Origin of the sequence: Microlunatus ginsengisoli, from assembly GCF_039537205.1 — a bacterium.
In the GTDB taxonomy this organism is placed as follows: Bacteria; Actinomycetota; Actinomycetes; order Propionibacteriales; family Propionibacteriaceae; genus Microlunatus; species Microlunatus ginsengisoli.
The window spans coordinates 16,662-43,320 of the sequence record NZ_BAABAB010000009.1; the positions used below are offsets into that span (position 1 = coordinate 16,662).

21 protein-coding genes are annotated in these 26,659 nt (G+C 68.3%); 6 read left to right on the forward strand and 15 right to left on the reverse strand.

Features of this window, described 5'->3' with window-relative positions; all coding sequences use genetic code 11:
* The first annotated feature begins 171 nt into the window (after positions 1–171).
* Positions 172–2,736: a beta propeller repeat protein gene (locus ABD747_RS06425; protein ID WP_344802561.1), complete on the forward strand. Its 2,565-nt coding sequence runs from the start codon at positions 172–174 to the stop codon at positions 2,734–2,736.
* 923 nt (positions 2,737–3,659) lie between these two features.
* On the opposite strand, the gene ABD747_RS06430 is transcribed toward ABD747_RS06425, so the two are convergent.
* On the reverse strand, positions 3,660–5,072 hold the full coding sequence (locus ABD747_RS06430; RefSeq protein WP_344802563.1) for a ferric reductase-like transmembrane domain-containing protein: 1,413 nt from the start codon (positions 5,070–5,072) through the stop codon (positions 3,660–3,662).
* Between the two features lie 249 nt (positions 5,073–5,321).
* Between ABD747_RS06430 and ABD747_RS06435 the strand changes: the two genes are divergently transcribed.
* Together ABD747_RS06435 and ABD747_RS06440 are read left to right on the forward strand one after the other, a co-directional pair.
* The gene (locus ABD747_RS06435) at positions 5,322–7,136 is read left to right on the forward strand and encodes a helix-turn-helix domain-containing protein (protein ID WP_344802565.1); all 1,815 of its coding nucleotides are present in this window, start codon (positions 5,322–5,324) and stop codon (positions 7,134–7,136) included.
* 481 nt (positions 7,137–7,617) lie between these two features.
* Positions 7,618–8,874 carry an IS1096 element passenger TnpR family protein gene (locus tag ABD747_RS06440; protein ID WP_344802567.1) on the forward strand — a complete coding sequence of 419 codons (1,257 nt, stop codon included), beginning with the start codon at positions 7,618–7,620 and terminating at the stop codon, positions 8,872–8,874.
* Between the two features lie 196 nt (positions 8,875–9,070).
* Here the strand turns inward: ABD747_RS06440 and ABD747_RS06445 are convergent, their stop codons facing one another.
* The 13 genes from ABD747_RS06445 to ABD747_RS06505 all read right to left on the reverse strand — a co-directional run bounded on the left by ABD747_RS06445 (position 9,071) and on the right by ABD747_RS06505 (position 22,925).
* Positions 9,071–9,892, reverse strand: coding sequence for a hypothetical protein (locus tag ABD747_RS06445; protein ID WP_344802569.1), 822 nt, complete (start codon positions 9,890–9,892; stop codon positions 9,071–9,073).
* A gap of 518 nt (positions 9,893–10,410) precedes the next feature.
* A complete protein-coding gene (locus ABD747_RS06450; RefSeq protein ID WP_344802571.1) occupies positions 10,411–10,857 on the reverse strand; it encodes a WhiB family transcriptional regulator in 447 nt (148 codons plus the stop codon).
* A gap of 88 nt (positions 10,858–10,945) precedes the next feature.
* Entirely contained in the window at positions 10,946–11,521 is a 576-nt protein-coding gene (locus tag ABD747_RS06455; protein WP_344802573.1) for a flavoprotein, read from the reverse strand.
* A 9-nt stretch (positions 11,522–11,530) separates the two neighbouring features.
* Entirely contained in the window at positions 11,531–12,724 is a 1,194-nt protein-coding gene (locus ABD747_RS06460) for a helix-turn-helix domain-containing protein (protein ID WP_344802575.1), read from the reverse strand.
* A 42-nt stretch (positions 12,725–12,766) separates the two neighbouring features.
* Complete coding sequence (locus ABD747_RS06465; RefSeq protein ID WP_344802577.1) at positions 12,767–13,282, reverse strand: hypothetical protein; 516 nt, start codon at positions 13,280–13,282, stop codon at positions 12,767–12,769.
* Positions 13,283–13,325: 43 nt separating this feature from the next.
* Positions 13,326–13,880 carry a hypothetical protein gene (locus ABD747_RS06470; protein WP_344802579.1) on the reverse strand — a complete coding sequence of 185 codons (555 nt, stop codon included), beginning with the start codon at positions 13,878–13,880 and terminating at the stop codon, positions 13,326–13,328.
* A complete protein-coding gene (locus ABD747_RS06475; protein ID WP_344802581.1) occupies positions 13,877–15,739 on the reverse strand; it encodes a type IV secretory system conjugative DNA transfer family protein in 1,863 nt (620 codons plus the stop codon). The genes ABD747_RS06470 and ABD747_RS06475 overlap by 4 nt, the downstream gene beginning before the upstream one ends.
* Before the next feature lie 2 nt (positions 15,740–15,741).
* Complete coding sequence (locus ABD747_RS06480; protein WP_344802583.1) at positions 15,742–17,121, reverse strand: hypothetical protein; 1,380 nt, start codon at positions 17,119–17,121, stop codon at positions 15,742–15,744.
* Positions 17,122–17,321: 200 nt separating this feature from the next.
* The gene (locus ABD747_RS06485; RefSeq protein ID WP_344802585.1) at positions 17,322–18,857 is read right to left on the reverse strand and encodes an SCO6880 family protein; all 1,536 of its coding nucleotides are present in this window, start codon (positions 18,855–18,857) and stop codon (positions 17,322–17,324) included.
* Between the two features lie 25 nt (positions 18,858–18,882).
* Entirely contained in the window at positions 18,883–20,295 is a 1,413-nt protein-coding gene (locus tag ABD747_RS06490; RefSeq protein WP_344802587.1) for a hypothetical protein, read from the reverse strand.
* Between the two features lie 451 nt (positions 20,296–20,746).
* On the reverse strand, positions 20,747–21,307 hold the full coding sequence (locus ABD747_RS06495; protein WP_344802589.1) for a hypothetical protein: 561 nt from the start codon (positions 21,305–21,307) through the stop codon (positions 20,747–20,749).
* 272 nt (positions 21,308–21,579) lie between these two features.
* On the reverse strand, positions 21,580–21,966 hold the full coding sequence (locus tag ABD747_RS06500) for a hypothetical protein (protein ID WP_344802591.1): 387 nt from the start codon (positions 21,964–21,966) through the stop codon (positions 21,580–21,582).
* Positions 21,963–22,925, reverse strand: a complete 963-nt coding sequence (locus tag ABD747_RS06505) for a MinD/ParA family ATP-binding protein (protein ID WP_344802593.1) — start codon at positions 22,923–22,925, stop codon at positions 21,963–21,965. Before ABD747_RS06505 ends, ABD747_RS06500 begins: the two co-directional genes overlap by 4 nt.
* Positions 22,926–23,124: 199 nt before the next feature.
* Between ABD747_RS06505 and ABD747_RS06510 the strand changes: the two genes are divergently transcribed.
* On the forward strand, positions 23,125–23,553 hold the full coding sequence (locus ABD747_RS06510; protein ID WP_344802595.1) for a hypothetical protein: 429 nt from the start codon (positions 23,125–23,127) through the stop codon (positions 23,551–23,553).
* Positions 23,554–23,771: 218 nt separating this feature from the next.
* On the forward strand, positions 23,772–25,322 hold the full coding sequence (locus ABD747_RS06515; protein ID WP_344802597.1) for a M23 family metallopeptidase: 1,551 nt from the start codon (positions 23,772–23,774) through the stop codon (positions 25,320–25,322).
* 185 nt (positions 25,323–25,507) lie between these two features.
* Here the strand turns inward: ABD747_RS06515 and ABD747_RS06520 are convergent, their stop codons facing one another.
* Entirely contained in the window at positions 25,508–25,900 is a 393-nt protein-coding gene (locus ABD747_RS06520; protein WP_344802599.1) for a hypothetical protein, read from the reverse strand.
* Positions 25,901–26,035: 135 nt separating this feature from the next.
* On the opposite strand from ABD747_RS06520, the gene ABD747_RS06525 reads away from it, so the two are divergent.
* A complete protein-coding gene (locus tag ABD747_RS06525; protein WP_344802601.1) occupies positions 26,036–26,644 on the forward strand; it encodes a helix-turn-helix domain-containing protein in 609 nt (202 codons plus the stop codon).
* Positions 26,645–26,659 lie beyond the last annotated feature (15 nt).

Genomic DNA, 26,659 nt, shown 5'->3' on the forward strand with positions numbered 1-26,659 from the left:
GCGCATGACCAGCTTGCAAGAAGCGCCGGAGGGCGGGGGCGGCGTGTCTTTCGTCGGCGGCGCAGCGATGGTTCCTTCCCTTGACATCGTCTGCGCGGAGGGTGGATGTTGAGGCGACCGTGACTCGCCGGGATCGGTTCCACGATGCCGGCGCCAGAGGGGAGATCGCTGATGATCACACGCTCCCATCGTCGCTTCATCGTCGTGGCCGTGCCCCTCGCCCTGGCGGCACTGGCCCTGGTGGCACCGGCGAATGCGGTGGGACCTCGCGGCAAACCAACACCGCAGTCGATACTGAACAAGGGTGTGGCCGCGACGACCGGCTCGGCGGGGCGGGTCCGGGCCAGCCAGCGGACTACCGAGGAGGAGGAAGACGAGGCGGGCGTTATCGCCGCCCGGGCCGACTTCCACCAGTCGATCACCGCCGCGCCTGCTGAGGTGGCACCGGCTGCCGGTCTGCTGGCGGCCACGCGAGCGGCCGGCAATCTGCCCGGCGCTGGCGGGCAGTGGCGTGAGGTAACGGATAAGCCGTTCCTCAACGATCCCGTCGACCGGGGGGCGAACTTCGGCGTCGGCTGGCAGCATGTCACCGGGCGAATGACGGCCTTCACCTCGGCGGGCCGTTACATGTATGCCGGCGCCGCGAGCGGCGGCGTCTGGCGGACCTCCGATGCCGGCGCGCACTGGCAGCCGATCGGCCGTGGGCTGCCACGACTGGCCGTCGGGGCGCTGGCCACCGACCCGCGGGACGGTTCGGTCTGGGTCGGCACCGGCGAAGCCAACAACGCGAGCGAGAACCAGTACGGGGTCGGGATCTATCGCCTCGCCGGGGGATCGGCGATCTGGCAGCGAGTGGGGGGCTCCGAGTTGTCCGGCGCCGGCATCCACCGGATCGCCTGGATCCGTGGCCACGTCTACGCCGCGACCAGCCACGGGCTGTACCGCCGCTCGACAGCCGCCCGGCGGTCGGCTGCGTGGCGGCCGGTGCTGCAACCGGCCGGTCCGGTGGACTACCCGCCGAGTAGCGAGGTCACCGATGTGATCGCGCTGCCGGGCACCCAGGGGCGCCAGATCCTTGCCGTGGTGGGTTGGGCGGGTTACTCGAAGCCGGCGGCGACGGAGTACAACGGCTTCTACGTCGGCTCTGGACGTAGCTTCACCAAGATCACTCCGACCGGCGCGATCAATCCCGCCACGATCGGCCGCACAACGCTGTCGACGTCCGGCGGCTGGCTGTATGCCGTGCTGACCGACACCACGACGCTCGACTTGAGGGGTGACGGCGGCGCCTTCGTCTCCCGGAGTGGGCGGGCTGAGGGGCCCTGGCAGCGAATCGCGGACGTGGACAAGCTCCACAACTCCGACTCCGCACTCGGGGACTCGAAGAGTAACTATTACCCGGGCGTCCAAGCGGACTACAACCAGTACATCCTCGCCGACCCCAATGACCGTCGACACGTCTACCTCCAGCTGGAGGAGGTCTTCGAGTCCACCGACGGTGGTGCCACTTGGCTAGCCGTGGGCCCGTACTGGAACTTCGACGTCAGCTGTGAGGAGGCGAGCGGCAATCCGTACGACTGCCCGATGACGACACACCCCGACCAGCACGCCGGCATTTTGGTCAATGGGCAGTTCTGGGCCGGCAGTGACGGCGGTGCATGGCGCCGTCCCGCGAGCTGGCATCAACCGGGACAGTGGACCAATCTCAATCCGACCCTCTACACCCTGCAGAACTATTCGGTGGCCACCGGCCGGGTGGGGAACGGGATCGCGTACTGGGGTGGCTTGCAGGACAACGGCGAGTCCTATACCCGCACGGACATGTCACAGGTCGAGCAAGCCTTCACCGGTGACGGCGGTGACACCATCGTCGACCCGGCCGACGGCAATAAGGCGGTCGAGGAGTACGTGTATCTCGATATGTACCTGACCACGGATGGGGCGGTCCAGACACTGCGGGAGATCTCCCCGTCCTGCCTGACCGCAACAAGTCCGCCCAGGAACTGTGATCCGAGCCCGCGGTTCATCGCCCCGATCGAACAGGACGTCACCAACCCCGACCACTGGGTGGCCGGCGGCCGGTACGTCTGGGATGACAACAAGGCCTGGGACACGGTGTGCAACGCGTCCGCCTGTGACTGGAAGCAGGCCTACGACACCGGCGCCGGCCATTCCATCACCGCTATGGCCGCGAACGGTGCGGTGACCTACGCCGGTTGGTGTGGGCCCTGCAACCCGGACCCCGGGGCGCCGTTCACCCGCGGCATCGCCACGAATTATGGGGGCGGCTGGCATCCACTGACGACTCCCCAGCTGCCCAACCGGTACATCACCTCGATCGCGGTGGATCCGGTCAACGCGGCCCATGCCTATCTGTCGTTCGGCTCCTACAGTCGGCGCTGGATTCCCGATGCCGGCGTCGGACACGTGTTCGAGACCACCGACGGCGGCGCGTCGTGGACCGATGTCAGCCGGAACCTGCCGGATGCACCGGTTTACAAGGTGGTGATTCGCGGTTCGAGCCTGATCGTCGGCACCGAGGTCGGCGTCTTCGTCAGCTCGCGATCTTCGTCGGTGGCCGCGGCTTCAGTGAGCAAGTCGACACACGCGTCATGGTCGACGCTGGGATCTGGGCTGCCGCCGGTCACGGTATGGGATCTCACCATCGCGCCGGACGGCCGCATCGTGGCCGGCACACACGGCCGCGGAACCTGGGAGCTGCGCGGGCGTCACTGAGATTCTCGTCAACAGATGTCCGACACGGCGCACAGTTCGAGTGACCTGCGCATTACGAGTCGCGCACGAGGCGTCCAGTCTGGCCATTGACATTCTCGACCGGATCCGGCTCAGTGCAGGACATGCGTGATCGTCCACGCTCTCGGCTGCTCCGTTGGCTGCTCGCAGGCGGCCTGTTCGATTGAAGCCGCGCGTCTCGCCGAGGCCCGGCCCTCGGACCGTCGGTGTCCGGTCGTCATCGTGAGATGTTTGCCTCAGGTGGACGCTAGAGGAGTCCCCTGGATGCTCCGTTGGTCACGGGCCGCTGGCGCCCGGTGACCGACGCTGCAGGTGCCCTCAGCGCGACCGTCCTGCGGGACTCCTCCGCCGAGGTGCTCTACCCGCCGTGGCCTGGGCAGCAGCAAGTCGCCCCGACTCCTACAACCCACTCGCGATGGACCCCCGGATCTGCTCCGCGCCTACGCCAAGCTGGATCAGCTCGTCGATCGCGCGTTGGTGCGACGCGCACCTTGCAAGACCGAACTCGACCGGGGCAGCAGGTACCTTTCGCCCGCTACCCGCGAACTGACGGCTGACCTGCTCACTCCCCGATCCACGGTCGCGTCGGAATCGGTCAGGAAGCGCCGACGCACCGCTGGACCGTCAGCCCAGAACCATTAAGCGCATGCGCGATGATGCTGGCCATGTTGGACGCGAGCCGTAGTGCCTAGCAGCCACACCTATTCGGAGCTGGCTGGGTCGCTGGCGACGGGCGCTTTGGCGTCGCTCGGGGGCCCTGTGCCGGCCGTGGCGTCCACACTGGCGGAGCTGGTCCGCATGCCTTACTCGTCGGTCGCGGCTCTCGCTACAACCGCCATCCACACGAGTTCGAGCCGCAGCGTCCCGTGCTGTATTTGAAGCTGCCCGGAGGAGATGGCAGATCTTCACCAGGTGAATGGTTCCATCTGGATTTGCTTCTTCGATACTCCGGCCTCCAGTGCGACGTGTTGGACGATGTTCGTCCACGTCTTGGGGCCGACGATCACCAACTGCCGTTCCTTGATGTCAGGAATCTCCAGCAGCATGTTGTCGACGTCGGTCCGGCAGTGCTGGCATGCTGCGGGCAGCCACGATGGGCCACCGTGGGACTTTCCGCGCGGCCCGACCAGCCAGACGAGACGAACGCCGCGTGATTCGGCCAGCTCGTTCACCTCCGCGCGGAGAGCGGCCGTGAGGTCGTCCTTGACTCGGTAGAGGAACACTACGTCGGAGGTCAGGGGGAGGTCCTCCAGCATCGCTCGCAGCGGAGTGACGCCGATCCCGCCGGCGAACAGAGCAAGTTTCGCGGTGAGATCTACGCGGTGGAGGCGGCCGAAGGGTCCCTCCAGAACGACCGGGGCTGGTGCGTTGCGGAGCATTTCGTACCACCGGTGGTCCTCGTCGGTGAAGGTGAACCGGAGTTCATCGAACTTGGGGCTGGCGGAGATCGAGCCCGGATGTGCCTCGACCCACAGGCCTCGCACCATGAATCGAAGGATGGCGAAGTGTCCGCTTCGATAGCCGAGCTGACCGAGATTCTTGCGGCACCCGGCCGCGCCGCGGATGTACAGAGAGGTCTGGTGGCCTTGGCTGTCGTGCTCGACCCTGTAGCACTCGGGCCGGTAGGCCCAGTACCGATACGTGGGCACTCCGAGTCGGAAGACGAGGATCAGCGCGTAGGCCGTGAGAATCAAGCCGCCGAAGAACGCGCGCCCCCAGGCCGTGCGGATCGCGGTACCGAATGCCAGTTCATGAGGGATTGCCAGGCCAAGCGCGAAGTAGGCGCTCGCGTGAAGCAGGTGCCATCGTTCGTAGCCGAGCTTGTCACGAATGCGTCGGGCAGAGGCACCGGCTGCGACCAGGAAGGTCACGCTGGCCACGGCGGCAAGGGACAGCACCGAGGTCATGCCGACGACCCTGAGCAACTCCGTCACATCGTCGCTCGGCCCGCTGGGCGGGAGCGCGGCGGCGAAAAGGAAGATGTGGGTGGTCATGGCGGCGACAAACCCAATGCCGACCGCACCGTGGATCCGGGCCAGTTCGGTCTGACCGTACGCCCGCTCAAGCATCGGAATGCGGGCCATCAAAGCGATCCCTATGCAAACGAGCACGCTTGCCAGGAGACCGGCCAGGCGGGAAAGGCTGGCGAGTGTTAACGGGTCCGTACCACCAGAAACAAGCCAGGCAAGGACCGCCGTCGCGAGTAGGACCCGGCCCAGCCAACGCCACAGCCAACGAGGCCACGCGCTACTCATCCGGCGAAGAGCCGGGGTGTGGTCATCAGGGTTCGGTTTGGGTTCCCGAATGAGGATCGTCATCAGCCCGCCTCCTAGTTGGGCAAGGGTGGAAGCTCTTCCCGTCCTACGGACCCACACGGGCCTTGACCAAAGTCGGCAACTTAGTAAGCACCGATGCCTTGCGCTGACGATAGCACCTGGTGTCATGAGCCGTAAAGCGTTACTTAGTTCGTGACTTTAGTCTACACTCAAGGCGTGTCCGCTACTTCACGGAGGAAGACAGGTCGGCCGCCCGCACCGCTGCCCCAATCCCTCGATCCGGATCGGCGTGTGTTCTCGTCGCTGCTGCGCGAGCTCCGCGCGAACAGGGGAATCACCCAAGCCGCGCTGGGTGCACGGCTCGGCATCTCCCGCGGCTACATCGCCCAACTCGAGCGGGGTGACAAGCCTCCGCAGGCGGAGATTGTGCGTCGCTTGAGGGATGAGTTCCCGGCCGCCTTCGACGCTGTGGTGGCCGAACTGGCTCGCAAACAACCTGACGCCTCCACGACTTTGAGGCTGTGGACAGGCACGGAGGACATCGTCGGTGCAGCCGACCCGATGCTGTTGCCAGGTCTGTCCATGATTGCGGTCCGGCAGGCTATGCGATTCCAGCCACCCGATCCGGCCCGACTCGAAGAGCGGGTGGAGCGCCTCGTGCACGCCTACCCGTCGACGCCGGTAGATGAGATCTTCGGACACCTAATTCTGCTTCAGGATTCCGCATTCCGTTTGGACCCATGGAGCCTGAGTGACGCCGACCTCCGCGAGTCCGTGTTCGCTACTCATGCGAAAGTGCAGGTTCTGTTAGGCAAGGTCAGCCATGACCTCGGCGACCCGCAGGCGGCCCTGGTCCACCTCCATGTGGCCGCCGACGCGCTTCGTGGCGCCCCCACCATGTCGGGCAGTACTGAGGATGGCATGCGCGCGGAGTTGCGAGCTTGGATTTACAATCTTGAGTCCTTGGTTCAGTACTGGAACGGTGATGCCTCCCGAGCGTGGACAAGTGCTTGTCTGGCTGCGCGAGTCGCCCAGGACGGTCCGATGGCGAGTTGGGCGGCAGCGTCGAAGGTGCGAGCTGCAGCACGGATCCCAGACCTGCCGCTGGTGCGGGAACTGACGCAAACCTTGGAGGCCCGAACAGGCGACGATGAGGTCGAAGAGGCTCAACGGGGCCTGATCGGCTTCCCGGACGAGAAGCAGCTGTATTACATCGCGGAAGCGTTTGCGCTGGCGGCACACGATCGTGCCGACGTATCCGAGGCAGTCGAGCGGGCCACCGCCGCGGTCGCCGCCTACGGCGGCCTTCAGGAAGTCGATTCCTACAGCGACTGGGCCGGCGCCCAAGCAGCGCTTGCGCTGGCCCTTGTGAAAGCAGGCGACATTCAAGGTGCCGAGGATTCGATCGACAAGGTGCTTGTGTCGCTGGATCGTCCCCGACGCATTAGGGGGATACGGGCGAGTTTGAGACGCGTCTACCAGGCAGTCCAGAGCCGGGACACCCTGGAGGAGGATTTGATGACCTCCTCCGAACTCCGAAACCGCATCGAGGACTTCGTCGCGGGTGGCTTGGAAATCGCCACGGATCCTGTCACGCGGGTTGCACGCAAGATCCAATCCTCGTCGGTCGATCCGGTGGCAAAGATGCTCGGCGACTTCGTCGATGACTGCATCGGCGCGGAGCCGTCGATCCGCCGTCATGGCCTCAAGCTGGCCGAGCGACTAGAGGCCACAAAGAAGTCGGTCGAGACCGCTCGGGAGTATTACAGGCGCGCCTGTGCAGGCGACGGCGATGCCACCTACAAGATCGCCAAGCTTTTGGACGACAGACCGAAGCCCGATCCGGACGAGGCAGCCTGGTGGTATGAGCGGGCCGCCGAATCTGGCCATGTCGAGGCAATGTACAGCCTGGGGATCCTGCTCGCGGATCGGCTTGTTCCGCGCGATCTCGAGGGCGCAACCCCGTGGCTGAAGCGAGCTGCCGAGGCCGGACATCCCGGCGCAGCGTCGATGTTCCGCCCCCAGCCCGCGACGACCACCGTTTCACCGATGGCCCGTCGATATCCAAAGCGACCCGTACCGCAGCAAACAAGAGGTCAGGACTGAACTGGCTGAACGGCGAACCCGATCAACCGCGGCCAACCCGGACCTGCACCTGGCTGTGCTCCTCGGGCGCTCAAGCTGCTGGTCGTTGTCGAGCGGGAGATTGCATTCGGACTCGGTGGATCCATCGTCATGTACCGCAACAGCATGTTCAAGACATGGTCCTCCGCGGAGCACCGCATCTGCCACCAAGAGCAGACCGGCACAGCCTCGCCACCAATCATCCGGTACAGGCCACCTCCCCGATCCCGTAACGTCCGGGCTGCAAATGAGGAGCGCCTAACAGGTCGCCCATACGGACAGCCCACGGGATATCGCGCGGGTGTGCTGCAGGGCAGACACCCCTGACCTGGAGTGCTCGGCACTCCACCAGCGGGGCAGACGGACTCGTTAAGGGCGGCGTTCCGCAAGGGGACCGTTGATTGCGACACTGCGGCGTGTCGGGCCGGCGGTTGTGTCCGGCTCCGCGTGCCATCCTCGGGGGATGGGACGAACGTGGTTGTCGGTGACGGTGGAGTTACTTGGCGGTCGGGGCGAGGAGCTGTGGCCTTGGCCTGGTCGGATTTTCGCGGTCGGGCCGTCCCACACCTTCATGGACCTCGCGGATGCGATCAACGATGCGTTCGGGCGTTGGGACCGATCGCATCTGTCGATGTTCACTCTCGCCGACGGTCAGGTAGTCACTGACGAGTCGACGGGATCCGAAATGGCTGAAGGGGTCGGCGGCCCCATCAGCGCTCCACTGGACATCGAGTCGGTCAAGGTGGCCAAAGTGTTGGAGCCCGGAGCGGAGTTCCAGTTCACGTTCGACCTCGGTGATGCGTGGACGCACCGGTGCGAGATTGCGGAGGAGAAGATCGACCCCGTCGAGGCGCTGGGCATTCGCCCCGAGACCCCCTTGCCGTACTGGGGCTGGGGAACCATCCCGGACCAGTACGGCCGCCGGTGGGCGTCCGACGACGGGGAGAGCCGGCCACCGCGGAAACCGAGCCAGCCGCACCCGATGCTGATTCACGCCTGGCCCGCCCGGGGCCAGTTGCCGGCACTGGATCTGGGCGCTTTGCGCGAATCGATTGCGGGCAACGATGCTGCTCGATTCCTGGCCGTGCTGACGGGATGCGACGTCGACGATGTCCTGCAACAGGTGGGGGCGGGGGTGCCGATGGCGCTGCAGCAACGGCGGGACCAAGCTGAATCGGTGGCGTTGTCGGTGATCAACCGGCTCACGTGGCGGGGCGGACCCGGCGACCAGGTACTGGCAGAGGACTTGCTCGCTTGGATGCGTCGTGAGCCATTGCCGGGGCTGGCCGTGTCGGTCGATCTCGAGATGCTGAGTCTGGAGATGGAGGGCGATGTCAGCCTGTCGAGCGGGGGTTATGTTGACCTCCACACCGGAGAGGTGTTCGGCGATTCCGCCTCTGACCCGACGATCGTCGGGGAGGATGCCGCCATCGATGTCGAGGAGGACCCCGACCGATGGCTCCGGTTCGACCGCATCGGCTCGCGGGACGGATGGCAGGACATGGCCGACTTCGCCCAGCGGCAGCGAGAGACAGGCCTTCGTGACCGGCTGGATCGGGCGATCCACGGCACGGGTGCCTTCCGCCGGTTCCGTGACCTGGTCCACGACGCGAACATCGCCGACCAGTGGTACGCCTTCTCCGTCGACCGTTGTGCGGGACGCACGCGATGGCCGAAGCGGTCCCGTCAAGGAGGGACACCATGGACGTGTCCGCGATAAAACGGCGCGCCCGGATTGTCACATGCTGATCGACGACGTCGCCGCACAAGAGCGGTGGCACCGTCGGCTGGTCCGGGACATGGCCATAGCCGTCAGGGAGTACGACGACGGCCGGCCTCCCGCGACAGCCGGCTGGGCCCGGTCGAGTCAATGCCCATGCCACCGCGTCAGTTATGTCGGGCTGGCGCCGCCACGGTCAGCGCGACCGGGGCCGGATCCAGGCCGTCCAGCGCTCGATTGCGACGTATCCCATCCGCTCGTACAGCGGCCGCCCGTCGTCGCTGGCGATCAGGACCGCGGGAAGGGCCGGCTCGCTCAGGGTCGCGGCCCACGTGGCGGCGGCGGCTGCACCGCGACCGCGGGCAGCCGGGAGCGCGGCCACATACTCCACCAAGATGGCGTCTGCCGCCACGTGCGCGGCAGCGACGGCCGCCGGCTCGCCGTCCAGCGAGGCCATCCAGATCCGAGTCGGACCATTAAGGATCGGCGGCGCGAGGATGTCGCCCGGGGTCAGCGGCTGGAGGTCGGGCATGGGGTAGCCCTCGACGAGCACGCGCTCGGCAATCGCGAGGTCGTCGGCGTCGCTCACCTCGCGCAGCTGGATGCCGGCGGGGAGGCGCGGGTTCTCACCCCCTGGGAACCGCACCATCAGTGGAGGGTGCCCGATCCGAACCAGGCCGTGTCCTCGAAGGTCGGGGGTCGGGAAGGGGCTCACCAGAAAGAACGGCACGTCCGCGGGCAGCACGGTTGCGACCTCGGAGAGCACTTGGGCGAATCCCGCGGCGTCCATCGGCTGGGTCACCACCACCGGGTTGGTCAGCTCGCCGCGATGGCCGACGAGGCCTCCAGCCCAGCGATCGGTGCGCCTGGCCGGCTTTCCAAGTGACTCCGCAACGGCCAGCGCCCACGACGCGTGCACGAGGACGGCCCGCCGGACCAGCGTGTCCGACGGCGGCAGGTCCGGCTCCCAGCCGGTGGCGAGCGCCTCTGTCTGGTCGGGAACGATCGAGTGCGCCATTCGCACATCATGCGCCCGTTTGGACCCCAGCAGACAGCACGGGTCGAAGGCTCGGCTCCGCCTTTGACGTAGGAGAGCTTGTCGGCCCCGACCCGTCCGTCAATCGGTCATGATCTTGTCCTCGATGGCGGAGCCCCGAATGGCGCACCGGGCCGTCGCACCACGGCGTGCGTCACACGGTCGGTCGGGCGGAGCACGCCCAAGGGGTCGGTCGTGCGGAGCACAAGGCGTCGGTCGTGCGGAGCACGCACAAGGGGTCGGTGCGCGGGCTGTGACGCTCATCGTCGACCGCGACGGCCGTTGGAAGGGCGGGATCTTCGCCGGTGACGGGCTGCAGCTGATGGCGCTCGGGGCGAGCCCGTCAGGTCGGCTAGTGGAGATCATCAGTTGACACGAGGTCACGATCCCGTATGACCCGCCCGCGATGATTCGCGTTGAAGGGGCGACCTACGGTGCCGCGCTGAAACCACCGGCCCGAATGTGCGCTGGCGGGTGTCGCGCGCATCGGTAACGGCGGCTCAGCCGGCGCTTCGACCATCGACGAGTCGGTCGAGGTGGGTGAACTCGAGGTCACGCAGATTCTGGAAAGCTGTTTCGAGTTGTTCCCAGAGGACGATTCGTTCGTCGCGGGTGACGCCACCGCGCCATTGGGCTGGGTCGTCGATGGCGATCGCCGCGGCGAGGCAGGGGGCGCGGACGGGGCAGCGGCGGCAGGCCTGTTGTGTGGCTGCGTCGCTGTCCCGGCAGGCGGCCAGGTCGAGCCATTCGATCGACTGCCATTCCACGGTGATCTGGAGTTGCCGGATCACCATGGAGCGGTATTCGTAGCTGACGAGGTGTCGCAGTAGTTCCGGGTTGGGCCTGGCTCTTGCTGGTGCCGTGTCTGCCGTGTCTGGCGTGTCGCCTTGTGGCGCGAGACGCGGCCTGGAGGCGGCTGGTGCCGGGATGCCTGGCTGTGCGGCCATGTGGTCGATGGTGAGGCAACCAGCGGCGAGCGACCCGTACTCTGGTACTACCCGCATGGGATTGCGGCCGGGTCCAGCGCCTCGGGTGTTAGTCGGTGCGTCTGGCTTGGCGTGTTGCCTGCGTCAGCCAGTGCAGGAGGACCTGGTGGTCGAACTGGTCGGCGACGTCGTCTCCGGTGCCGGAGACGATGCAGCTGGGGGTGCGGGTGGGTTGTCCGGTGACGGGGTCGAGCAGGTCGACCCGGGCGGCGGTCAGGAAGGTGAGCGTGGCGGGCCAGACGGGGTGTCGGCCGAGTCGTTCGCCGATCATGGGGACGGCGAGGAGTGGTGTTCCGAGCCCGATCGCGTCGTTGAGGACGCCGAGCGGGGGGCTGTCGTTGATGCCGGCCGCCCACTTGTTGAGCGTGTTGAAGGTGGCCGGGCAGCAGATGACGGCGTCGGGCCGGATCCGGCCGGACAGGAAGTCTTGGCTGAGTGGTGGGTCGACGATCCAGCCATGGGCGTCGGCGGTGGGGCAGATGGTGACGGTCCAGCCGGCCTCGCGGAGCAGGTCATAGGCGTCGCGGGTGTGTCGGGCGAGTGGGGCAGCGGTAACGACGAGGGCGACATGCCCAACCGAATTGGCGGCCGCGCTGGGTATGTCGGGGGTTTGGGGTTGGGTCATGTCGGGCGGTCAGGTGAGGACGCCTGCGCGGATGGCGAGGTCGTGGAGGATGCCGGTGGTGCCACGGCTGCGGCCGAGGAGATCGGTGATGGTGTCGCGGACGACGGGGTTGAACCGGATGAGTTGGGGTGCGAGGTGTTCGGCTTCGAGGAGCTGGAGGACGGCTTCGGCGTCGCGGCGCTGTTGGGTGCAGGCCCAGGCGAGGTCGAGGTGTAGTTGTGCCCGGCGTCCGACCAGTCCTGACGGCAGGTCGGCCGGGTCGACCTGGTGGGATAGTCGGATCGCTTCGCCGGCGTCGCCGAGTTCGGCGGCGATGGAGACGGCGTGGATGGCGACGTTGGTGGGGCCGAATGCGGTCCAGGCGTGGTTGCCGTCGTGGCCGAGGCGCGTAGCGAGTTGCTCGGCTTGGTTGAGCCGGTCGAGTGCGGCGTGACGGTCGGTGCGGCGGGCGCCGATCACGGCGGCGAGGAGCAGGAGGGAGCCGCGGAGGCTGACTAGGTCGGGGGTGTTGGCGTCGGGGTCGGTTTCGAGGCTGGCGGCCATGTCGACGGCGAGCGCTTCGGCTGCTGGGGTTTGTCCGGTGTAGAGGAGGCCGCCGACCACTTCGCGGGCGGCGAGGCCGCGGTCGAGTCCGGTGGCGCCGGGCCGGGCGGCCATGGTCGCGGCCCGGTCGGCGGCGAGTGCGGCGAGCCGGCTTTCGCCGATCCGGTGCAGGATTTTCGCGGCCACCACATACAGCGACACGTAGGCGTGGACCTCGGCCGGTCCGACCCGGGTGTGGGTGAGTGCGTCGACGGCGGCGAGCAGTGGCGGGCACCGGGTGAGGGCTTCGTCGTATCGGGCGGCCTGGTAGGAGCCGTTGAGCTCCTCGGCGGCGGCGAGCAACTCGGCCGCCGTGGTGTCCGGGGTCTGCGGTGCGGTCAGCAGCTGGTGGTAGCCGTCGACGTAGGCGCGGAGCGCGCCGGTGGCCGCGTGGCCGGCGCCGTGCGCAGGGGCGGGGAGGTCGACTCCGATCAGGGCGTCGGCGGGCACTTCGAGGGCGACGGCGAGGTGGCGGATGACGGTGAGGCTGTCGATGTCGCGGCGGCCGCGTTCGACCTGCGATAGCCAGGATTCGGACCGGCCGACGAGCCCGGCCAGGGTGACCTGGGACAGGCCGCGCCGGCGGCGGTAGGCCGCGACCCGCTCACCGATGCCGACCATGACCCCAGCCTGCCATGCCACCGCCGGGACGCCGAGACCCTGTCACGCCGAGCAAGCGCCGGTCCCCGAGCGGGCCTGCCCATTCGTGCCGGCCGGCTCACCTGGCCGCGGTTGGGTCGGGTCGATCAGTTGTGCCCGTCCGATGTGGCCGTCCCAGAGGGCGGCCCAGGAGAGCTGGATGCGGTGGGTGTCGCCGACGATCACCACAGCGGAGGCCGTCGTGTCCTGTAGGGACCAGCGGGGTTGGTCCCGTTCGGCCCGGTGCCAGCAGACGAGCTGGCCGGGGCGGGTGTGGGTGTGGTTCCACAGGCTGATCATGGCGCCGGGGTGCGCCTGGATGACGATCGTGGTGTCGGGGAGGGGCTGGACGGGGTTGCGGCTGCCGAACGGTTCCAGTCCGAGCAGTTCGGGTTCGGGCAGCAGATGGTGGTCGATGATCAGGACGGGGAGTTGGAGGTTGAGGAAGGTGGGGTTGAGGCACAGCCAGCCGTGGTCGAACCCGAACCGTGCGACCTGGACCGGTCTCCGCCGGGTACGGGGGGGGGTGCCGGCTGCCATGTCCGTCGTCCTTTCCAAGGGGATCCCGGGCCGCGGCCGGGGTTCAGTGTCGGGTGTCTTTGTGGGTGCCGTCGAGGCAGTCGGCCGGGATCCAGGTGCGGAGGCGTTGTTGGAAGCCGGGGAGCCAGCGGTCGTGCCACATTTGGGCGGCGTCGGTGTTGGCTTTGGTGTCGTTGAAGGCGCGTTGCCAGGAGTGGGCGAGGGTGGCGATTTCGGCGGCGAGGCCGCCGTGCTGCTCCCAGCAGTAGGGGATCCGGCGGGTGTGGTCGGGTGGGGCGTAGCGGGTGTTGAACCAGGCGACCCAGGTGGGGAGGATGTCGACGCTGTGGGTGGGTGGCGGTTGGTGCCAGCACCACGGTGCGGGTCGTGGGGTGCCGTCGCGCGGGTCGAGGAGTTTGCCGAGGACACTGTCGACGGCTTCCAGGGCGCGGGCCTGTTCACCGACCAGGTCCCGCAGTTCGGCGACCTCCCGCCGCAGCTCCGCCACTCCCGGGTCGTCCTGCCCGCTCGGGTCTCCCGGGTTGGTGGGTCGGCCGAAGAAGTCGACCGGCTCAGCGGGCTCGTCCGGGAAGTCGTCGTCGGGTGGCGGTTGGGTCATGCCGCCGCCTCGCGCTGCCGTGGTCCGGTGGCGAGCTCGATCTTGGGCGGTGCCGGTTCGGTGGTGTGGCTGGTGGTTTGGTGTCGGAGCCGGGTGGCGTCGGTGTGGAGTTGGGTCCAGTCGGGTCGGGTCCAGGCGGGGATGAGGGTGACGATGAGGGCGGGCGTGGTGCGGTGGATGAGCAGGGCCCGGCCGCGGGGGATTTGGCGGATGGCGGCGGGTTCGAGGATGTCGACGCGTTCGTGTCCGATGTGTCGGCTGTCGGGTTGGCCGAGACCACGTCCGGTTTGCCGGCTGGAGCGTTCTTCGAGGCGGCGGCCGACGAGGAGTGATGCCCATTTCAGGGTGTCTTCGGATTTGAGGCCGCCGAGGATGGTGAGGGCGGTGGTGTTGTCGAACAGGGTGTTGGCGGCTTTGCCCCACCGTTGCTGGGCTTGGGCGGGGGATTGCAGGGCGTAGTGGATGAGGACGCCGCGGCCGGCGGAGTCGGACAGGGTGTCGGGCAGGTCGGGCAGTGGGCAGATGGAGGCGACTTCGTCGAGGACGGCGGTGAAGGGTGGGGTGAGCCGTTCCCGGCCGGTCGTGGGAATGTCGGTGAGGGCGAGTCGGCGGGCGGTGTCGAGGACGTCTTGGACGAAGGCGGTGATCAGGGGGGCTTGGGCGGCGGCGTCGTCGTCGGACCCGACCACGTACAGGGTGCCGCCGGCCCGGATAAACGTGGCCGGGTCGAAGCCGGGCTGTTCGGGGTGGGGGAGGGTGGTGCGGGCGAGGTCGGGGTCGGTAAGGCAGCCGATGGCGTCGCGAAGGGTTTCCCAGATCCCGGACCGGGTTTCGTCGACCACGGTCTGCGCCTGCAACAGGGTGCGCCGGACCGCGGCCAAATCGGGGTGCTGGCGCAGGATGTCGGCGGCGTCGGTGTTGGTGTCGTTCTGGCACCAGCCGACGAACTCGGGGATCGACGCGCCGGAGAGCGCGGCGGCGAGCAGGTAGGCGGTGAGGACGTCGACGGCACGGCGTTCGAAGAACCGATGATTCCCCGAGTCATCCGAGTTGCCGCCGGTGGTGGCGTGGACGAGGGCCTGGGCGCGGCGTTTCGCCGCCTTCACCGTGGTACACCCGTGGATCGGGGACCAGCGCACGATGGTGGGCCAGGTGGCGGCGCCGGTCAGGTCGAGCAGCCACACTCTGGATCCGGTCCGTTGGCGGGCGCTGGCGGTGAGCAGGAACAGGTCAAGTTTGGTGGAGGTGACCATCAGGCCCGCGGGGGCGTGGAGAACCTTGTGGATCAGGTCGGTGAGCGTTTTCCCGGACTGTTGGGGGGCGATCACCCCGGTCGCGTTCTCCAACGGCAACCACAACGATGCCCCGGTGACGGGGGCCTGGTGGAGTGGGATCCCGACCTGCCCGGCCGCGGCCCGGGCCCGGCCCCGCCGGGTCAGGTCCGGCCTGGTGATCTTGGCGCGGCGCCGGCACGCCGCCGGGGACAGTTCCCGCGCCACGTGGGCGCGGGTGGCGAACCCGGTCCCGGTCGGCGCCGTCAGCCGGTAGAACACCCGCCCCGCCCAGCACCCCGCCACCAGCACGCCCACGCCGAGCAGGACCGTCACGGTCCAGTACAGCCACACTGGGAACACTGCCCCGAAGGCGTGGGCCGGGTCGGCTGGGTCGGCCAGGACCCCAGCGATGATCGCCGGCCAGCGACCTGGCGGCGATGTGATCAGCCCGCCGCCGGTCAGCAGCATTGCCACCATCCCGCCGGCGACCGGGACGGCGGCTTCGGCGGTGATGATCATGGCGACGATCAGGGCGGCGATGGCGGTGGCGGACCGTTTGTCGTCGGCGGTGTACCAGGCCCACATCGTCAGGCCACCCCCTCGCCCGAGTCCGCGGGGGTCGCATCCGCGCCGAGGTCGCCGGGCTTGTCGGGCTGTCCGTGCGTGGGGGTGGTGCCCATCCGGGAGTCGGTTTGGATGAGGTGCCATTCGTGGCCGTCTTTGAGGACGGTGTGGTCGACGAGGAAGGAGCGTTGGCCGATCTTCCACAGGGCGGTGGCCTGGGGGAGTTTGGGGAGCAGGTCGGCTTCCATGTCGGTCAAATGGAGCGCGGTGCGGGTGGTGGGGATCTGGTCGTCGGCCTGGTTGTACAGGATCCGGGTGGAGCAGTCGGCGAGGAGGCCGAGGGCGAGGTCGCGGACGTCGGGGTCGGCGCCGGCCAGGTCGGAGATCCGGTGCAGGGAGATGATGGTGGCGGATCCGGTGGTGACGTCGTCGCCCCGGGCGAGTTTCTGGCCTTCGGAGATGCGGCGGACGATGTGGGGGTAGCGGATCTGGCGCCAGCATTCGTCGAGGATGCGTAGCCATTGGTGGTCGGTGAAGGTGAGGATCTGGTCGACCAGGGCCTGGCCGCAGGTCATGGTCAACGCGACCCCGGCGTCGGAGGCGCGGATCCGGGAGATGTCGATGACCACCCCGGGCCGGGTCCAGTCCACGTTCACGGTGTCGCCGTCGAACACGCCCTTCAGGGAGCCTTTGATCATGGCCCGGAACCGCAGCCCCAGATCGAGACAGTCGCCGGCGAGCACCGGTAGTGGGATGGGGACGGCGGCGGCCATGGCTGGGGTGGGGTTGAGCAGCAGGTCGGCGAACTCGGCCAGGGTGGGTTGCCGCATCCGGGCCGGGCCGATCCGGTCGGCTCCGCGGGTGAGCTGGGCGAGGGCGAGTTCGATCCCGGTCTCCTCGCGGGCGGTCAACGCCCGGCCGGACGCGGTGGCGCCCAATGCGGTGAGCAGCAGCAGCCGTTGCTGTTCGACCAGTTCGATGTAGGTGCGGTCGGGCATCCGGTCCGGTTTCGGCGGCGCCCACAGCGGGTTGAGTGCTGTGCCCATGCCGGGGCCGAGGGAGACCACGGTGGCGCCGACCGCCCGGGCCATCGGGACCATTTCGCCTTTGGTGTCGGCGGGGACGACGAACCGGACCCCGAACGCCAACAGCCGTATGGCCATGGTTTTGATCAGGGAGGATTTGCCGGAGCCGATGGTGCCGAAGATGCCGACGTTCGGGTTGGGTAGTTCCCCGGCCCGGTAGAGGGCGAACGGGTCGTACCGGAACGCGCCCCGGGTGTACCGGTCGCGGCCGATGTAGGCGCCGTCGGCATGGAAACCGCGTTCGGCCACGAACGGGTAGCAGCCGGCAACCTGGGCGGTGGTCTCCTCCTGCGCCCGCAGACGCAACCGGTGAAACACCCGCCCCGCCGCAGGGCCGGCCGGGCCACGGCCGAAAGGTGCCACATCCAACCCGGCCGCCGTCTCACCCAGCGACGGACTCGCAGCCGGTGTCGGCGGATGCCGCCACGGCGTCCGCGACAGCCGGTCGCTCCGACCGGGTGCCGGCGTCGGTTCGGGCTGCATCGGTGATTCGGGGTGCATCGATGGTTGGGGGTGCATTAGTGGAGTCCTCGGGCGAGGGGGAGGGCGGCGATGGCGAAGGCCTGGTCGTGTTCGCCGGAGAGTCGGGCCAGTTCGAGTTGGCAGCGTTGGGCGAGGGCTTCGATCTCCCCGGATGCTGCTTCGAGTTGTTGGAGGGTGTCGGCGGTGGTGGTGAGGTAGCCGATCATCCGGTACAGGCCGTGGCCGGCGACCAGTTCGGCTTCGCGCCGGTCCACATCGGAGGCTTCGACTTCGTGTCGGCGGGTGGTGCGGCGCCGGAACCGGTGCCGCAGCGCTGTTTCGGAGGTGACCCCGGATTGGCGCAGGGTGACGCGCCGGTTCGCCCTGGTCGGTGTCAACGGTTCCAAGATCACCGACACGGTGCGCCGGTGGACCGCACCCAGCAACAGTGGGGAGAGGAACCCGGCGTCGACATACTGGCGGGGCCACTGCAGGATCCACCAGCAGCGGTGCACCGCACTGTCGGTCCGGTAGTACGACCACGCGTTCTCGGCCCGGATCGGCCCGCACACGGCCGGATCAACCCCGGATGCCAGGCCGGGGTCGCCGCCTTGCGGGTCGGTGGGGGAGCCGCCGCGGCGGTGGACGAGTCGGCGGGCGGCGGGGTCGTAAGCGGTGCGGATGATCTCCCCGAGCAGCCGGGGTGGGCACCAGCCCTCGACCCGGACCCCGGCGGCGTGGAGGCCGTCGGCGATCGTGTCGACCTCCCGGACCAGGACGGCGGCCGCGCCGGTGTGGCCGCCGCCGGCCTGCCGGATCTCCGACCCGGCCTTGCGGGCGTCGATGGAGATGGCGACGAAACACTCATGTGCCATCGTCGACCCGTCGACCGCGGCGAGGAGCTGTTCGTAGTTGGCGGCCTGCAGGGATCCGTCGTGGATGCCGCGGCGCTGCCAGTCCCGGCGCAAACGGTCACCCGAATCCGGGACGGTCCGTTCCAGCACCTGCAGCCGGGCGATCACACCGTTCTCCGAACACAACTGGGCCAGCAGGGTTCCCCACGCCTCGACCCGGGAGCCGCGCATCGACGACTCCAGCAGGGCGAACGTCGACCCCTCCACCGCCAACACCGCCGTATACGTCTTCGCCGCCGGGTCGTGCACCACCGCCACCACCGCACCGTCGGTCACATCGCCAACGGCGGTGGGTGTGGGGTTGAGGGTGTAGGAGAGGAGCTGCAAATGGCCGAGGTCGCCGGGCAGCACGAAACCTGCCGCCGCCTGGATGTCGCCGAGCCGGAACGGGCCGCCCCGGTACACGTCCTGACCGGTCGCTCGTTGCAGCCAGAAGTTGGCGACCACCGGCAGGTAGTCGACGATCGTGCGGCCCTTGATCGTCAGAAACGCCACCGTCAAACAGCCGGCGGCCACGGCGACCCAGGCCAGCCGCACCCAGCCCGGCAGCGAGGTATCGAGAATCCGGGGGCTCGTGAAGACCGCCACCACGACCAGCACGAGTTGGGCGGTTGTCATCCCCAACAGCCAACCGCGCGACTCCCGCGGCCCGAACCGCACCCGCGGCACACTCACCACAACCCCCTCACCACGACGAGTCCGCTCATGACGGGTCGTCTCCGGCCGGCGGCAGCGCCCGCGGCGGCGACGGAAGGTCGGTCGCGTCGGGTTCGACCTGGCCGGGAATGATCAACGGCGGGGGACTTCCCGGAAGCTGCGTGCGGGGGGTGCCCGGCTGTTCGGTTTGGGTGATGGTGATCGTGACCGGGTCGGCATCGTGGGCCGGCGTCTGCAGCGGGGTGGGTGTTCGGCCGGACGCCGGCCCGGTGGTGGTGGGGTAGCGGTGGCGGGGGACGGGTGGGGCCGGGATCCGGGGTGGCTCCACGTCGCCCAGGACGCCGCCGGCGGTGGCGGCGTGCCCGGCCAGCCACCGACCACCCGACTCCGCCGCCCCACCCACCACCGACGCCGCCGCGACCACCGCACCGACCGGAACGGCGGCGGCCGGAACGGCCCGCAACCCCGCCCCCGAGGAGGCGGCCGAACCGGCACCGGCGCCGGCGCCGGTGGTGGTGGTTTTAGCGTAGAGGGGTGGCATGGCATTCATCTGCGCCAGCGCCCACGCCGAGTCGGCGGCGGAGGTGGCCGCCTGTCCGGCCTGCTCGCTGAACCCGGCCGAGGCGCGTGGTGCCGTGCCGGCCTGGGTGGTCATCAGCCCGCCGGAGAACCGGTAGATCACGCCCGGCAACAGCCCGGCCAGCAGGATGATCGACACCCCGAGCAGGGCGTCGGTGAACGTGGCCTGCGGCTCCCCGGCCCGGGGGACGGCGACCAGGGTGGCGCCGAGCCGGACCGCGACCACGATCAACGGTTTCGCCAGCAGCAACGCCACGAACAGGCGGATCGCCGCGTTCAACCAGGACCGGGTCAACGCCGGACCGGCACTCCCCGCCAACGTCAACGGCAACAAGATGATCAACAGCAGCAGGGCGATGTTCCGCATCAACAAGGTGACGATCGCGACCACGATCGTGATCACCAACAACAAGCACACCAACAAACCGGTCAACGACCCGGTCTGATACGTCGGCACCGCCAGACCCGCACCAGGGCCCGGTGCGGCGGTGATGTAGTCGATCCACCGACCGAACTCGACGCCGGCCTTGTCCAGATCGGTCCGACCCGTGGCGTCCGGGGACCCGGCAAGCCAACGCGCGGCACCGTCGGATGCTTTGATCAACAACACGGCGATCGTCACCCCGGACGCCCAGAAGATGCCCCACATCACCACCCCGAGCAGGGTGGACCCGAAATGGCGGAAGTCGAACCGGACGATCGAAATGATCAACGAGACGATCATCAGACCGAGCAGCACCATCGCGGCCAGGCTGCCCACGTCCTGATACAGCGAGACGATCCCGGCGTGGTGCCAGCCCTGGAGGAGTTTGATCGCCTCCGTGTCCGTCGTCAGCACCGTGACCAGCCCGTGCCACAACGAGACGATCGACTGCTTCAACCACACATGCACCTGCTGCGCCAGACAATCAAACGCAGCCGGGGCCTTCGCCACACACGCCAACTGTTCAATCGCCGGTACCACTCGATCCAGAAACACTTTCCGCGCCGGATCCAACAGCTGATCAACAACTTGGGCGCATGCCTGGGCCAGAGGTTTTGCGGCTAGCGGCAGAGCTGCGACGCAGGCTGCGCGTGTTCCACTGTTGTTGCCTTCGGGGTCTATGTTCTCCACCAAAGCCGAGACGCAGAGCTTCCTCAGATCGACGGTCTTGGGAAGTGGCGGCATGGTCGGAACGTTGTGGCAGAACGACTCTGCTACCTCGGTCGCAACCTGCCGACGCTCTTCCGTCGTCGGTTGGGCGGTTGCCAGTGAGGGGTGTGCTACCGCGGTCGCGACCGCAAGGGCAGCACTCATTAGCAGCGTCGCAAGCGTGCGACTTGTTCGCCGACTACCGGGCTGCATTGGCATATTCGAGCCACTCTTGCTCAGCGGAGTCGGTGATCTCGCCAGGGTCGGCGGGCGTGCGACTGAGAATCGACTGCTTCTCCGCTGACGATGGATTGCCTGTCGGATCTGCCGGGTCGACGGCCGTGCCGCCGATGCGGCTGACCAGCGCCTTCGTTAGCTTCCAGTCCCCATCAACCCAATCGAGTCGGATCTCGAAGATGCTCCAAAGCTGGCTCGCATGACCGGACTGTGTGAAAACGTACGGTGCCCAAACGTAGATCGACGCACTCGCGCCGTCGTAGTGCTGAACGGCATACGCACCGCGAGTGGGCTCTGTCTGGGCGTCGGAAACGTTGTCGAGTCCGGTTCGCAGCAGGTCGAAGGATTCGATCATCGCGGCGCGGGTCTTATGGTCTGCTGCCGTGGCTGTGGCCATGGCGTCGGCGGTGTTCTTATCTTTGATACGGATGGAGTTCATCCAGGTGAGGTAGTTGGTGGCGGCTTGGACCGCGCCGGTCTGGGTGTGGTCGTAGCCGAGGGGTAGTCCGGCGGGTCCGGTCATTCGTCCGCCTTCACCGGCTCGGGCGGGGCCCTGCGGCAGCCCAGGTTGTGAGGATCCAGTCGACGGCGATCCCGGTGCTGGGGACGGCGAGGAGCCGGAGGCTGTGGTCGACGGGGTTGGCGTGCCGAATGGAGCGGGGGCGTTGGTGGTGTCTTGGCCGAGTCGGTAGGCCGCGACGGCGATCACGGCCACGACGACGAGGGCGGCGAGAGCGGCGAGGGCGACTATTTTCCGGTTCGGGCGGGCGGTCATGGCGGTCCCTTCGGGTCATCTCAGGCGCCGGCGTTGTAGAAGAAGTTCACCAGGGTGGCGGAGATGCCGATCAGGAAGGCGCCGCCGAGGGCGGCGAAGATGCCGATCTTGCCGACGGTGCTGGCCCGGTCGAAGCCGAGCCGGGGTCCGATGACCAGGATCAGTCCGGACAGTAGGAGCCCGATCAGGCAGGCGATGATGGCGTAGAAGCCGATGGTGTTGATCAGGTCGCTGATCGCGGCCGCGCCGGGAGCGTTCCGGGCGCCGGCGGCCAAATCGGGACCGTCGACAACCTTCTTCGGCGGCGGGTCGGTCGGCGCGGCCCAGGCCAGTGCCGGCGTCAGCGCCGATGGTGCGGCCGCGACCAGGCCGGCGGCGAGACGAACGGTGCGGGGGATGGCAGTCATCGGTTCTCCTGGGGCTGGTCGGCCCGATCGGGCCGAGCGTCTCGGTCGGTGTCGGTGGTTTGGGTGGTGTGCCAGATGTCGAGGCAGATCTGGGCGAGCCGGAGCCGGAGCCGGTCGGGCACCGGCCGGGCGTACGGCGGGGTGAGGCCGGGTCCCAGTCCGGGATGGGCGGGCAGCTGGTGCAGCCCGTGGCAGCGGATGGCGAGCGCTGATGCGGCCGCGATGAACCGGCCGGTGCGGGCGCCGACGCCACGGTTGACCACCACGATCACCTGATGTTTGCTCACCTGGTGCCGGTCGTGCATCCACACCAGCGCTTGAGCGGCCGTAGTGAGACTGTCCCGGTCGGCACGCACGACCAGCACCACCGAGCAACCAGTGGTCCTCGTCCAGAGGGATTCGCTGGGCAGCCCGCACGGGTTGTCGATGATCACCGGGCCGTAGTTGTTCTCCACGGCGGCCACCGCCGCCGATGACACGTCCCACCGACGTAGCCCCCGGCCCGGATCGCACAGATGAAGTACCTCGTATCCGGCCGGTGTCGACTGCCGGCAGACCTGCGACCCGAACGCACCTGGGGCCAGTTCGGATCGATCGATGTGTGGCGGCCAGGCGGGGTCGAACCGGCGCGGGTCGCCGTCGACGAGCAGGGCGGCCGGCCAGTGGGCCGCGTACGGCTGCCCGGCCAGGGTGACGGCGATCAGTGCGGCAATGGTGGTCCGGCCGGTGCCGCCGGTCAGTGAGCAGACCAGGATCCGATGTCCGCGCGGCCAGTGCTTCAACGACAACCGGTCGGCGGCGTTCGGATCCCGGGCCGGGATCGGTGGTGCCACGACAACCCGGCCCGGTACCGGCCGGTCCGATGCCTGGGTCAGGGTCCGGCCCCGGATCAGCTGGACCGACACCGGCCGGGCGCCGTACCCGACCGGGGCGGGTGTCTCGGTGACCGCTCCCACCATCGCTCACTCCTGCGGTAGTCATCGACAGAAATACTGGTAACGAAAGTTATAGCACCAGGGGTGGACAGAATTCCAGCACCACGGCAACCTGTGGACAGAAATCTCGGCTCAGTCGTCCGGATCTGTGCCATGCTGAGCGCGATGTGGCGTAACCACAGGAACCAGAACGGCCGGGTCGACGTGTGGGAGTGGAGGTGTGATGGCGTCGGGTGAGGGGATTCCGGGGTTGGCGGACAAGCTGAACCACCTGTTCGCCACCACCCCGGCCCCCACCAGGTCGGGGCGGTACTCCAACGACACCGCCGCCGAGGCTCTCGCCGCGTACGGGGTTACCGTGTCCGGGGTTCACCTGTCCCACCTGCGGGCCAACCGCCGCGACAACCCGTCCGCGCGGCTCCTCGCCGCCCTGGCCGAACTGTTCGGGGTGCCGCTCAGCTACTTTTTCGACACCAACACCGAGGAGACCATCAACGCCGAGCTCGTCACCTTGACCGCGCTGCGCAACGACCAGATCAAACACCTCATGCAACGCGCGCAGGGCGTCAGCCCGCGCGGGCTGAAACACCTCGAAGGCCTCCTCGACCAGATCCGGATCATGGAAGGACTCGACCCCGACCCCAACGACTGACCGCACCATCCCTCGAAACAATCTCGCTACATCAGGATTGTAAGCAGTCCGAACTGGTAACTATAGTATCCAATCGTGAAGAAGGGTGTGTCGGCCTCCGTCAGCGACGTCGTCAGGTTGTCGCCGACGCCCGGGTTGTCGTTGACGTGCGGGTTGTCGTCGCACCGGTGTAGCGCGGCCTGTGTTGAGGGGCCGGCCGGGCGGTGATGCCGCGATGGGTGGTGGGTCTGACTGCGGGCTTGGTGGCGGTGGTGCTGGTGATCGCGGTCGCGACCCGTCAGGCAGGCGTCGCCGTGCTGAACCAGTGCGGAGCGGCCGCGGTCGTCGACGACCTCGGTGCGCAGGCCACCGCCTATGCCGGGTCGAGGCCGCAGACCTTGCCGGGACCGGTCACGGTGCCGGGTGCCCGGCCGGGAACCACCATGACGCTTACCGGGGAGCAGGTCAGCAACGCGGCGGTCGTGATCTTCGAAGGCAAGACGCACCGGCTCCCGGCCTACGGCTGGGTGGTCGCTCTGGCGGCGGCGTTGCAGGAGTCCGGGATCCGGAACCTCGGCTACGGCGACCGCGACTCGGAGGGCATCTTCCAGCAACGGCCGTCCGCCGGGTGGGGCACATCGGCGCAGATCCGGAACCCGCACCTGGCCGCCCAGGCGTTCTACGGGGTCGCCGCCCACACCCACAACCGGGGCCTGGTCGACATTCCCGGCTGGCAGCAGCTGTCGGTCGCCGACGCCGCCCAGGCCGTCCAGAGATCGGCCTTCCCGTCCGCCTATGCGAAGTGGGAGGCTGCCGCCCGCAACCTCGTCCAACGACTTGGGGGGACTGTCGCGGCCGGCGAGGATCTGAGCGTCTCCCAGGCCTGCCCGGACGCGAGCGGTGCCGGCGACGGCCAGCTGGGGTCCTGTCCGGCCAGCGGGCTGCCGGCCGAGCACGGTCTGACCCCGGACGCGCTGCGAGTGCTGCGCTGCGCCAAGGCCGCCTTCCCCGCGATCGAGACGGTGTACGGGGTGGGGGATCGGCCGGCCAACACCGACGACGACCACCAGACCGGCCGGGCCGTCGACCTGATGATTCCCGACCACCGCACCCCGGCAGGTGTTGCGCTGGGCTGGCAGATCGCCCGGTGGATGCGGGACCACCACGCCCAGCTCGGCGTGCACTACGTGATCTGGGCGGCGCGAATCTGGAACATCGACCGCGACAGCGAAGGCTGGCGGAACTACGCGAGCATCACCGGCCGCAACGACGACACCTCGCTGCACTACGACCACGTCCACGTCAGCGTGTTCGGCACCCGCGGCACCGGCCTCCCGCCCACCGAGCGGCCGCCGCTGTCGGCCGGGGAGTGGTCGATGCCGCTCCCCCCGGGCAACTACCGGGTCGGCTGCGGCTTCGGCTGCTATGCCGGCCACACGGGCCAGGACTTTCCGGTCCCCGCTGGTACCCCCGTAGCCAGCACAGACAGCGGCACCGTGATCCGCAGCGAAGCCCTCCGACGCGGCGGCCGCTATGTCAGTTACGGCAACCTCATCGTCATCCGCGACACGCGCAACCCGGCCATGAAGGTGTACTACGCCCATCTCTCCCAACGTGACGTCCGCGTCGGCCAAACCATCCGCGCCGGCCAGATAATCGGCCGGTCCGGCTACACCGGCCACGTCATCCCCGCCGGACCACGCGGCGCCCACCTCCACTACGAAATCCGCATCGACGGCACCCCCGTCGACCCCATCCGAATCCTGGCCGACCACGGCGTCCACCCGTGAGACAGCCCACGGACGACCAGGGTCTGGAGCGACCGCCGACTACGGCGAACGAGGCGCGCCCCTCCTCAGCTTGAGAGGACGAGAGTGACAACTCGGCCGGCGCTGTGCCTCAACGCCGCCAACTCGAGTTGAAATGACGAGCGGTCCAGCCTGCGGACGTGATCAGCCAGCCGATCCGGCTCTGATCAGGCCGCCCGCTTAGAGTCACCCAGCACCGGTGACAAGCCAGTCGCCCGCAGCGAGTACCCGAGCTTCGCGAATCTCGTGACGTACATGGCCACGGTCAGCCCCTCCAGTATCACCGGGCGGACGGGCGTGCCCGGGAGCGGATCGGGCAGTACCGGCCGCACCGCGGCCGCGATGGTCACACGAAACGTGCGCGACTCCGATCGCGTGGCCGGATCGAAATCCACGACCTCCACGGTCCACAACGGCAGACCGGTCGTCTTGTCCCGTGCTTGCCCCCGATTCTCCGGCGAGCCGCCGAGTTCATGGCACCGGCCCACGTCGCCGATCGCCCCGAGGCCTTGCGGGAACAACTCGACGCACTGCACCTGGTACGGACCGCTGACACCCATACTGGCCACTCCCTCGTGATTGGACTTTTTAGGCACACTAGATGACGAGACAGGCGCAGTCAAGACTGAAACGACACTCGGTAGGACGAATGTGTCAAATTTGCGTGTGCCGGTTCAGGCAGGGACGATGACGAGGTGGACTTCTCCGATGTCATCAGGGGGCGACGGACGGCGCTCGGACTCTCGCAGGCCCAGCTGGCCGAGCGGGCGGGGGTCAGCCTGCGCCAGCTGGCGCGTTACGAGGCCGGTGAACAGCAGCCGGTGCTCGCCGCGGCCGTGACCCTGGCCGATGCGCTGGGGATCTCGCTCACCCAGCTCGCGGGTCAGGTCAGCTACGACCTCGACCTCTCCGGCGAGTGGTGGGCCGGCTGGCAGACCTGGAAGGAGGGCCTGCCTAGGATCGATATCCACGCTCTGCAGATCAACCAACGCGGTGAGATTCTGCAGCTCGTCGCCGACCGCGCAGTTCCGGTTGCGGAAGGCAGCTATCGGTGGCAAGGCGAGCTGAGACTCTGGGACAACGAGGCCCTGCTCGGCTGGTACCGCTCCACCGACCAGGCTGTGCGATCCAAAGGAACGCTCTACCTCGCCCTCCACCCCCACGGAGACCGCGCCTGGGGACGCTGGGTCGGCATGAGCTACGACGGCCAGGTCGTCACCGGCTGGGGATCCCTCGCCCGCAACCGCGAGCAGGCCCACCAGGTCGTCCAGAACCTGATCGACCGGGAACCGGCGACCGCGTGAGTCACCGCAGCCGGC

What these genes read in the sequence shown, in the direction of transcription:
- ABD747_RS06505 (WP_344802593.1), bottom strand. Translation starts at nt 22,925, where the DNA reads ATGGTGGGAGCGGTCACCGAGACACCCGCCCCGGTCGGGTACGGCGCC.
- ABD747_RS06465 (WP_344802577.1), bottom strand. Translation starts at nt 13,282, where the DNA reads ATGGCAGCCGGCACCCCCCCCCGTACCCGGCGGAGACCGGTCCAGGTC.
- ABD747_RS06520 (WP_344802599.1), bottom strand. Translation starts at nt 25,900, where the DNA reads ATGGGTGTCAGCGGTCCGTACCAGGTGCAGTGCGTCGAGTTGTTCCCG.
- ABD747_RS06495 (WP_344802589.1), bottom strand. Translation starts at nt 21,307, where the DNA reads ATGACCGGACCCGCCGGACTACCCCTCGGCTACGACCACACCCAGACC.
- ABD747_RS06500 (WP_344802591.1), bottom strand. Translation starts at nt 21,966, where the DNA reads ATGACTGCCATCCCCCGCACCGTTCGTCTCGCCGCCGGCCTGGTCGCG.
- ABD747_RS06425 (WP_344802561.1), top strand. Translation starts at nt 172, where the DNA reads ATGATCACACGCTCCCATCGTCGCTTCATCGTCGTGGCCGTGCCCCTC.
- ABD747_RS06430 (WP_344802563.1), bottom strand. Translation starts at nt 5,072, where the DNA reads ATGACGATCCTCATTCGGGAACCCAAACCGAACCCTGATGACCACACC.
- ABD747_RS06445 (WP_344802569.1), bottom strand. Translation starts at nt 9,892, where the DNA reads ATGGCGCACTCGATCGTTCCCGACCAGACAGAGGCGCTCGCCACCGGC.
- ABD747_RS06440 (WP_344802567.1), top strand. Translation starts at nt 7,618, where the DNA reads ATGGGACGAACGTGGTTGTCGGTGACGGTGGAGTTACTTGGCGGTCGG.
- ABD747_RS06450 (WP_344802571.1), bottom strand. Translation starts at nt 10,857, where the DNA reads ATGGCCGCACAGCCAGGCATCCCGGCACCAGCCGCCTCCAGGCCGCGT.
- ABD747_RS06455 (WP_344802573.1), bottom strand. Translation starts at nt 11,521, where the DNA reads ATGACCCAACCCCAAACCCCCGACATACCCAGCGCGGCCGCCAATTCG.
- ABD747_RS06475 (WP_344802581.1), bottom strand. Translation starts at nt 15,739, where the DNA reads ATGTGGGCCTGGTACACCGCCGACGACAAACGGTCCGCCACCGCCATC.
- ABD747_RS06470 (WP_344802579.1), bottom strand. Translation starts at nt 13,880, where the DNA reads ATGACCCAACCGCCACCCGACGACGACTTCCCGGACGAGCCCGCTGAG.
- ABD747_RS06510 (WP_344802595.1), top strand. Translation starts at nt 23,125, where the DNA reads ATGGCGTCGGGTGAGGGGATTCCGGGGTTGGCGGACAAGCTGAACCAC.
- ABD747_RS06460 (WP_344802575.1), bottom strand. Translation starts at nt 12,724, where the DNA reads ATGGTCGGCATCGGTGAGCGGGTCGCGGCCTACCGCCGCCGGCGCGGC.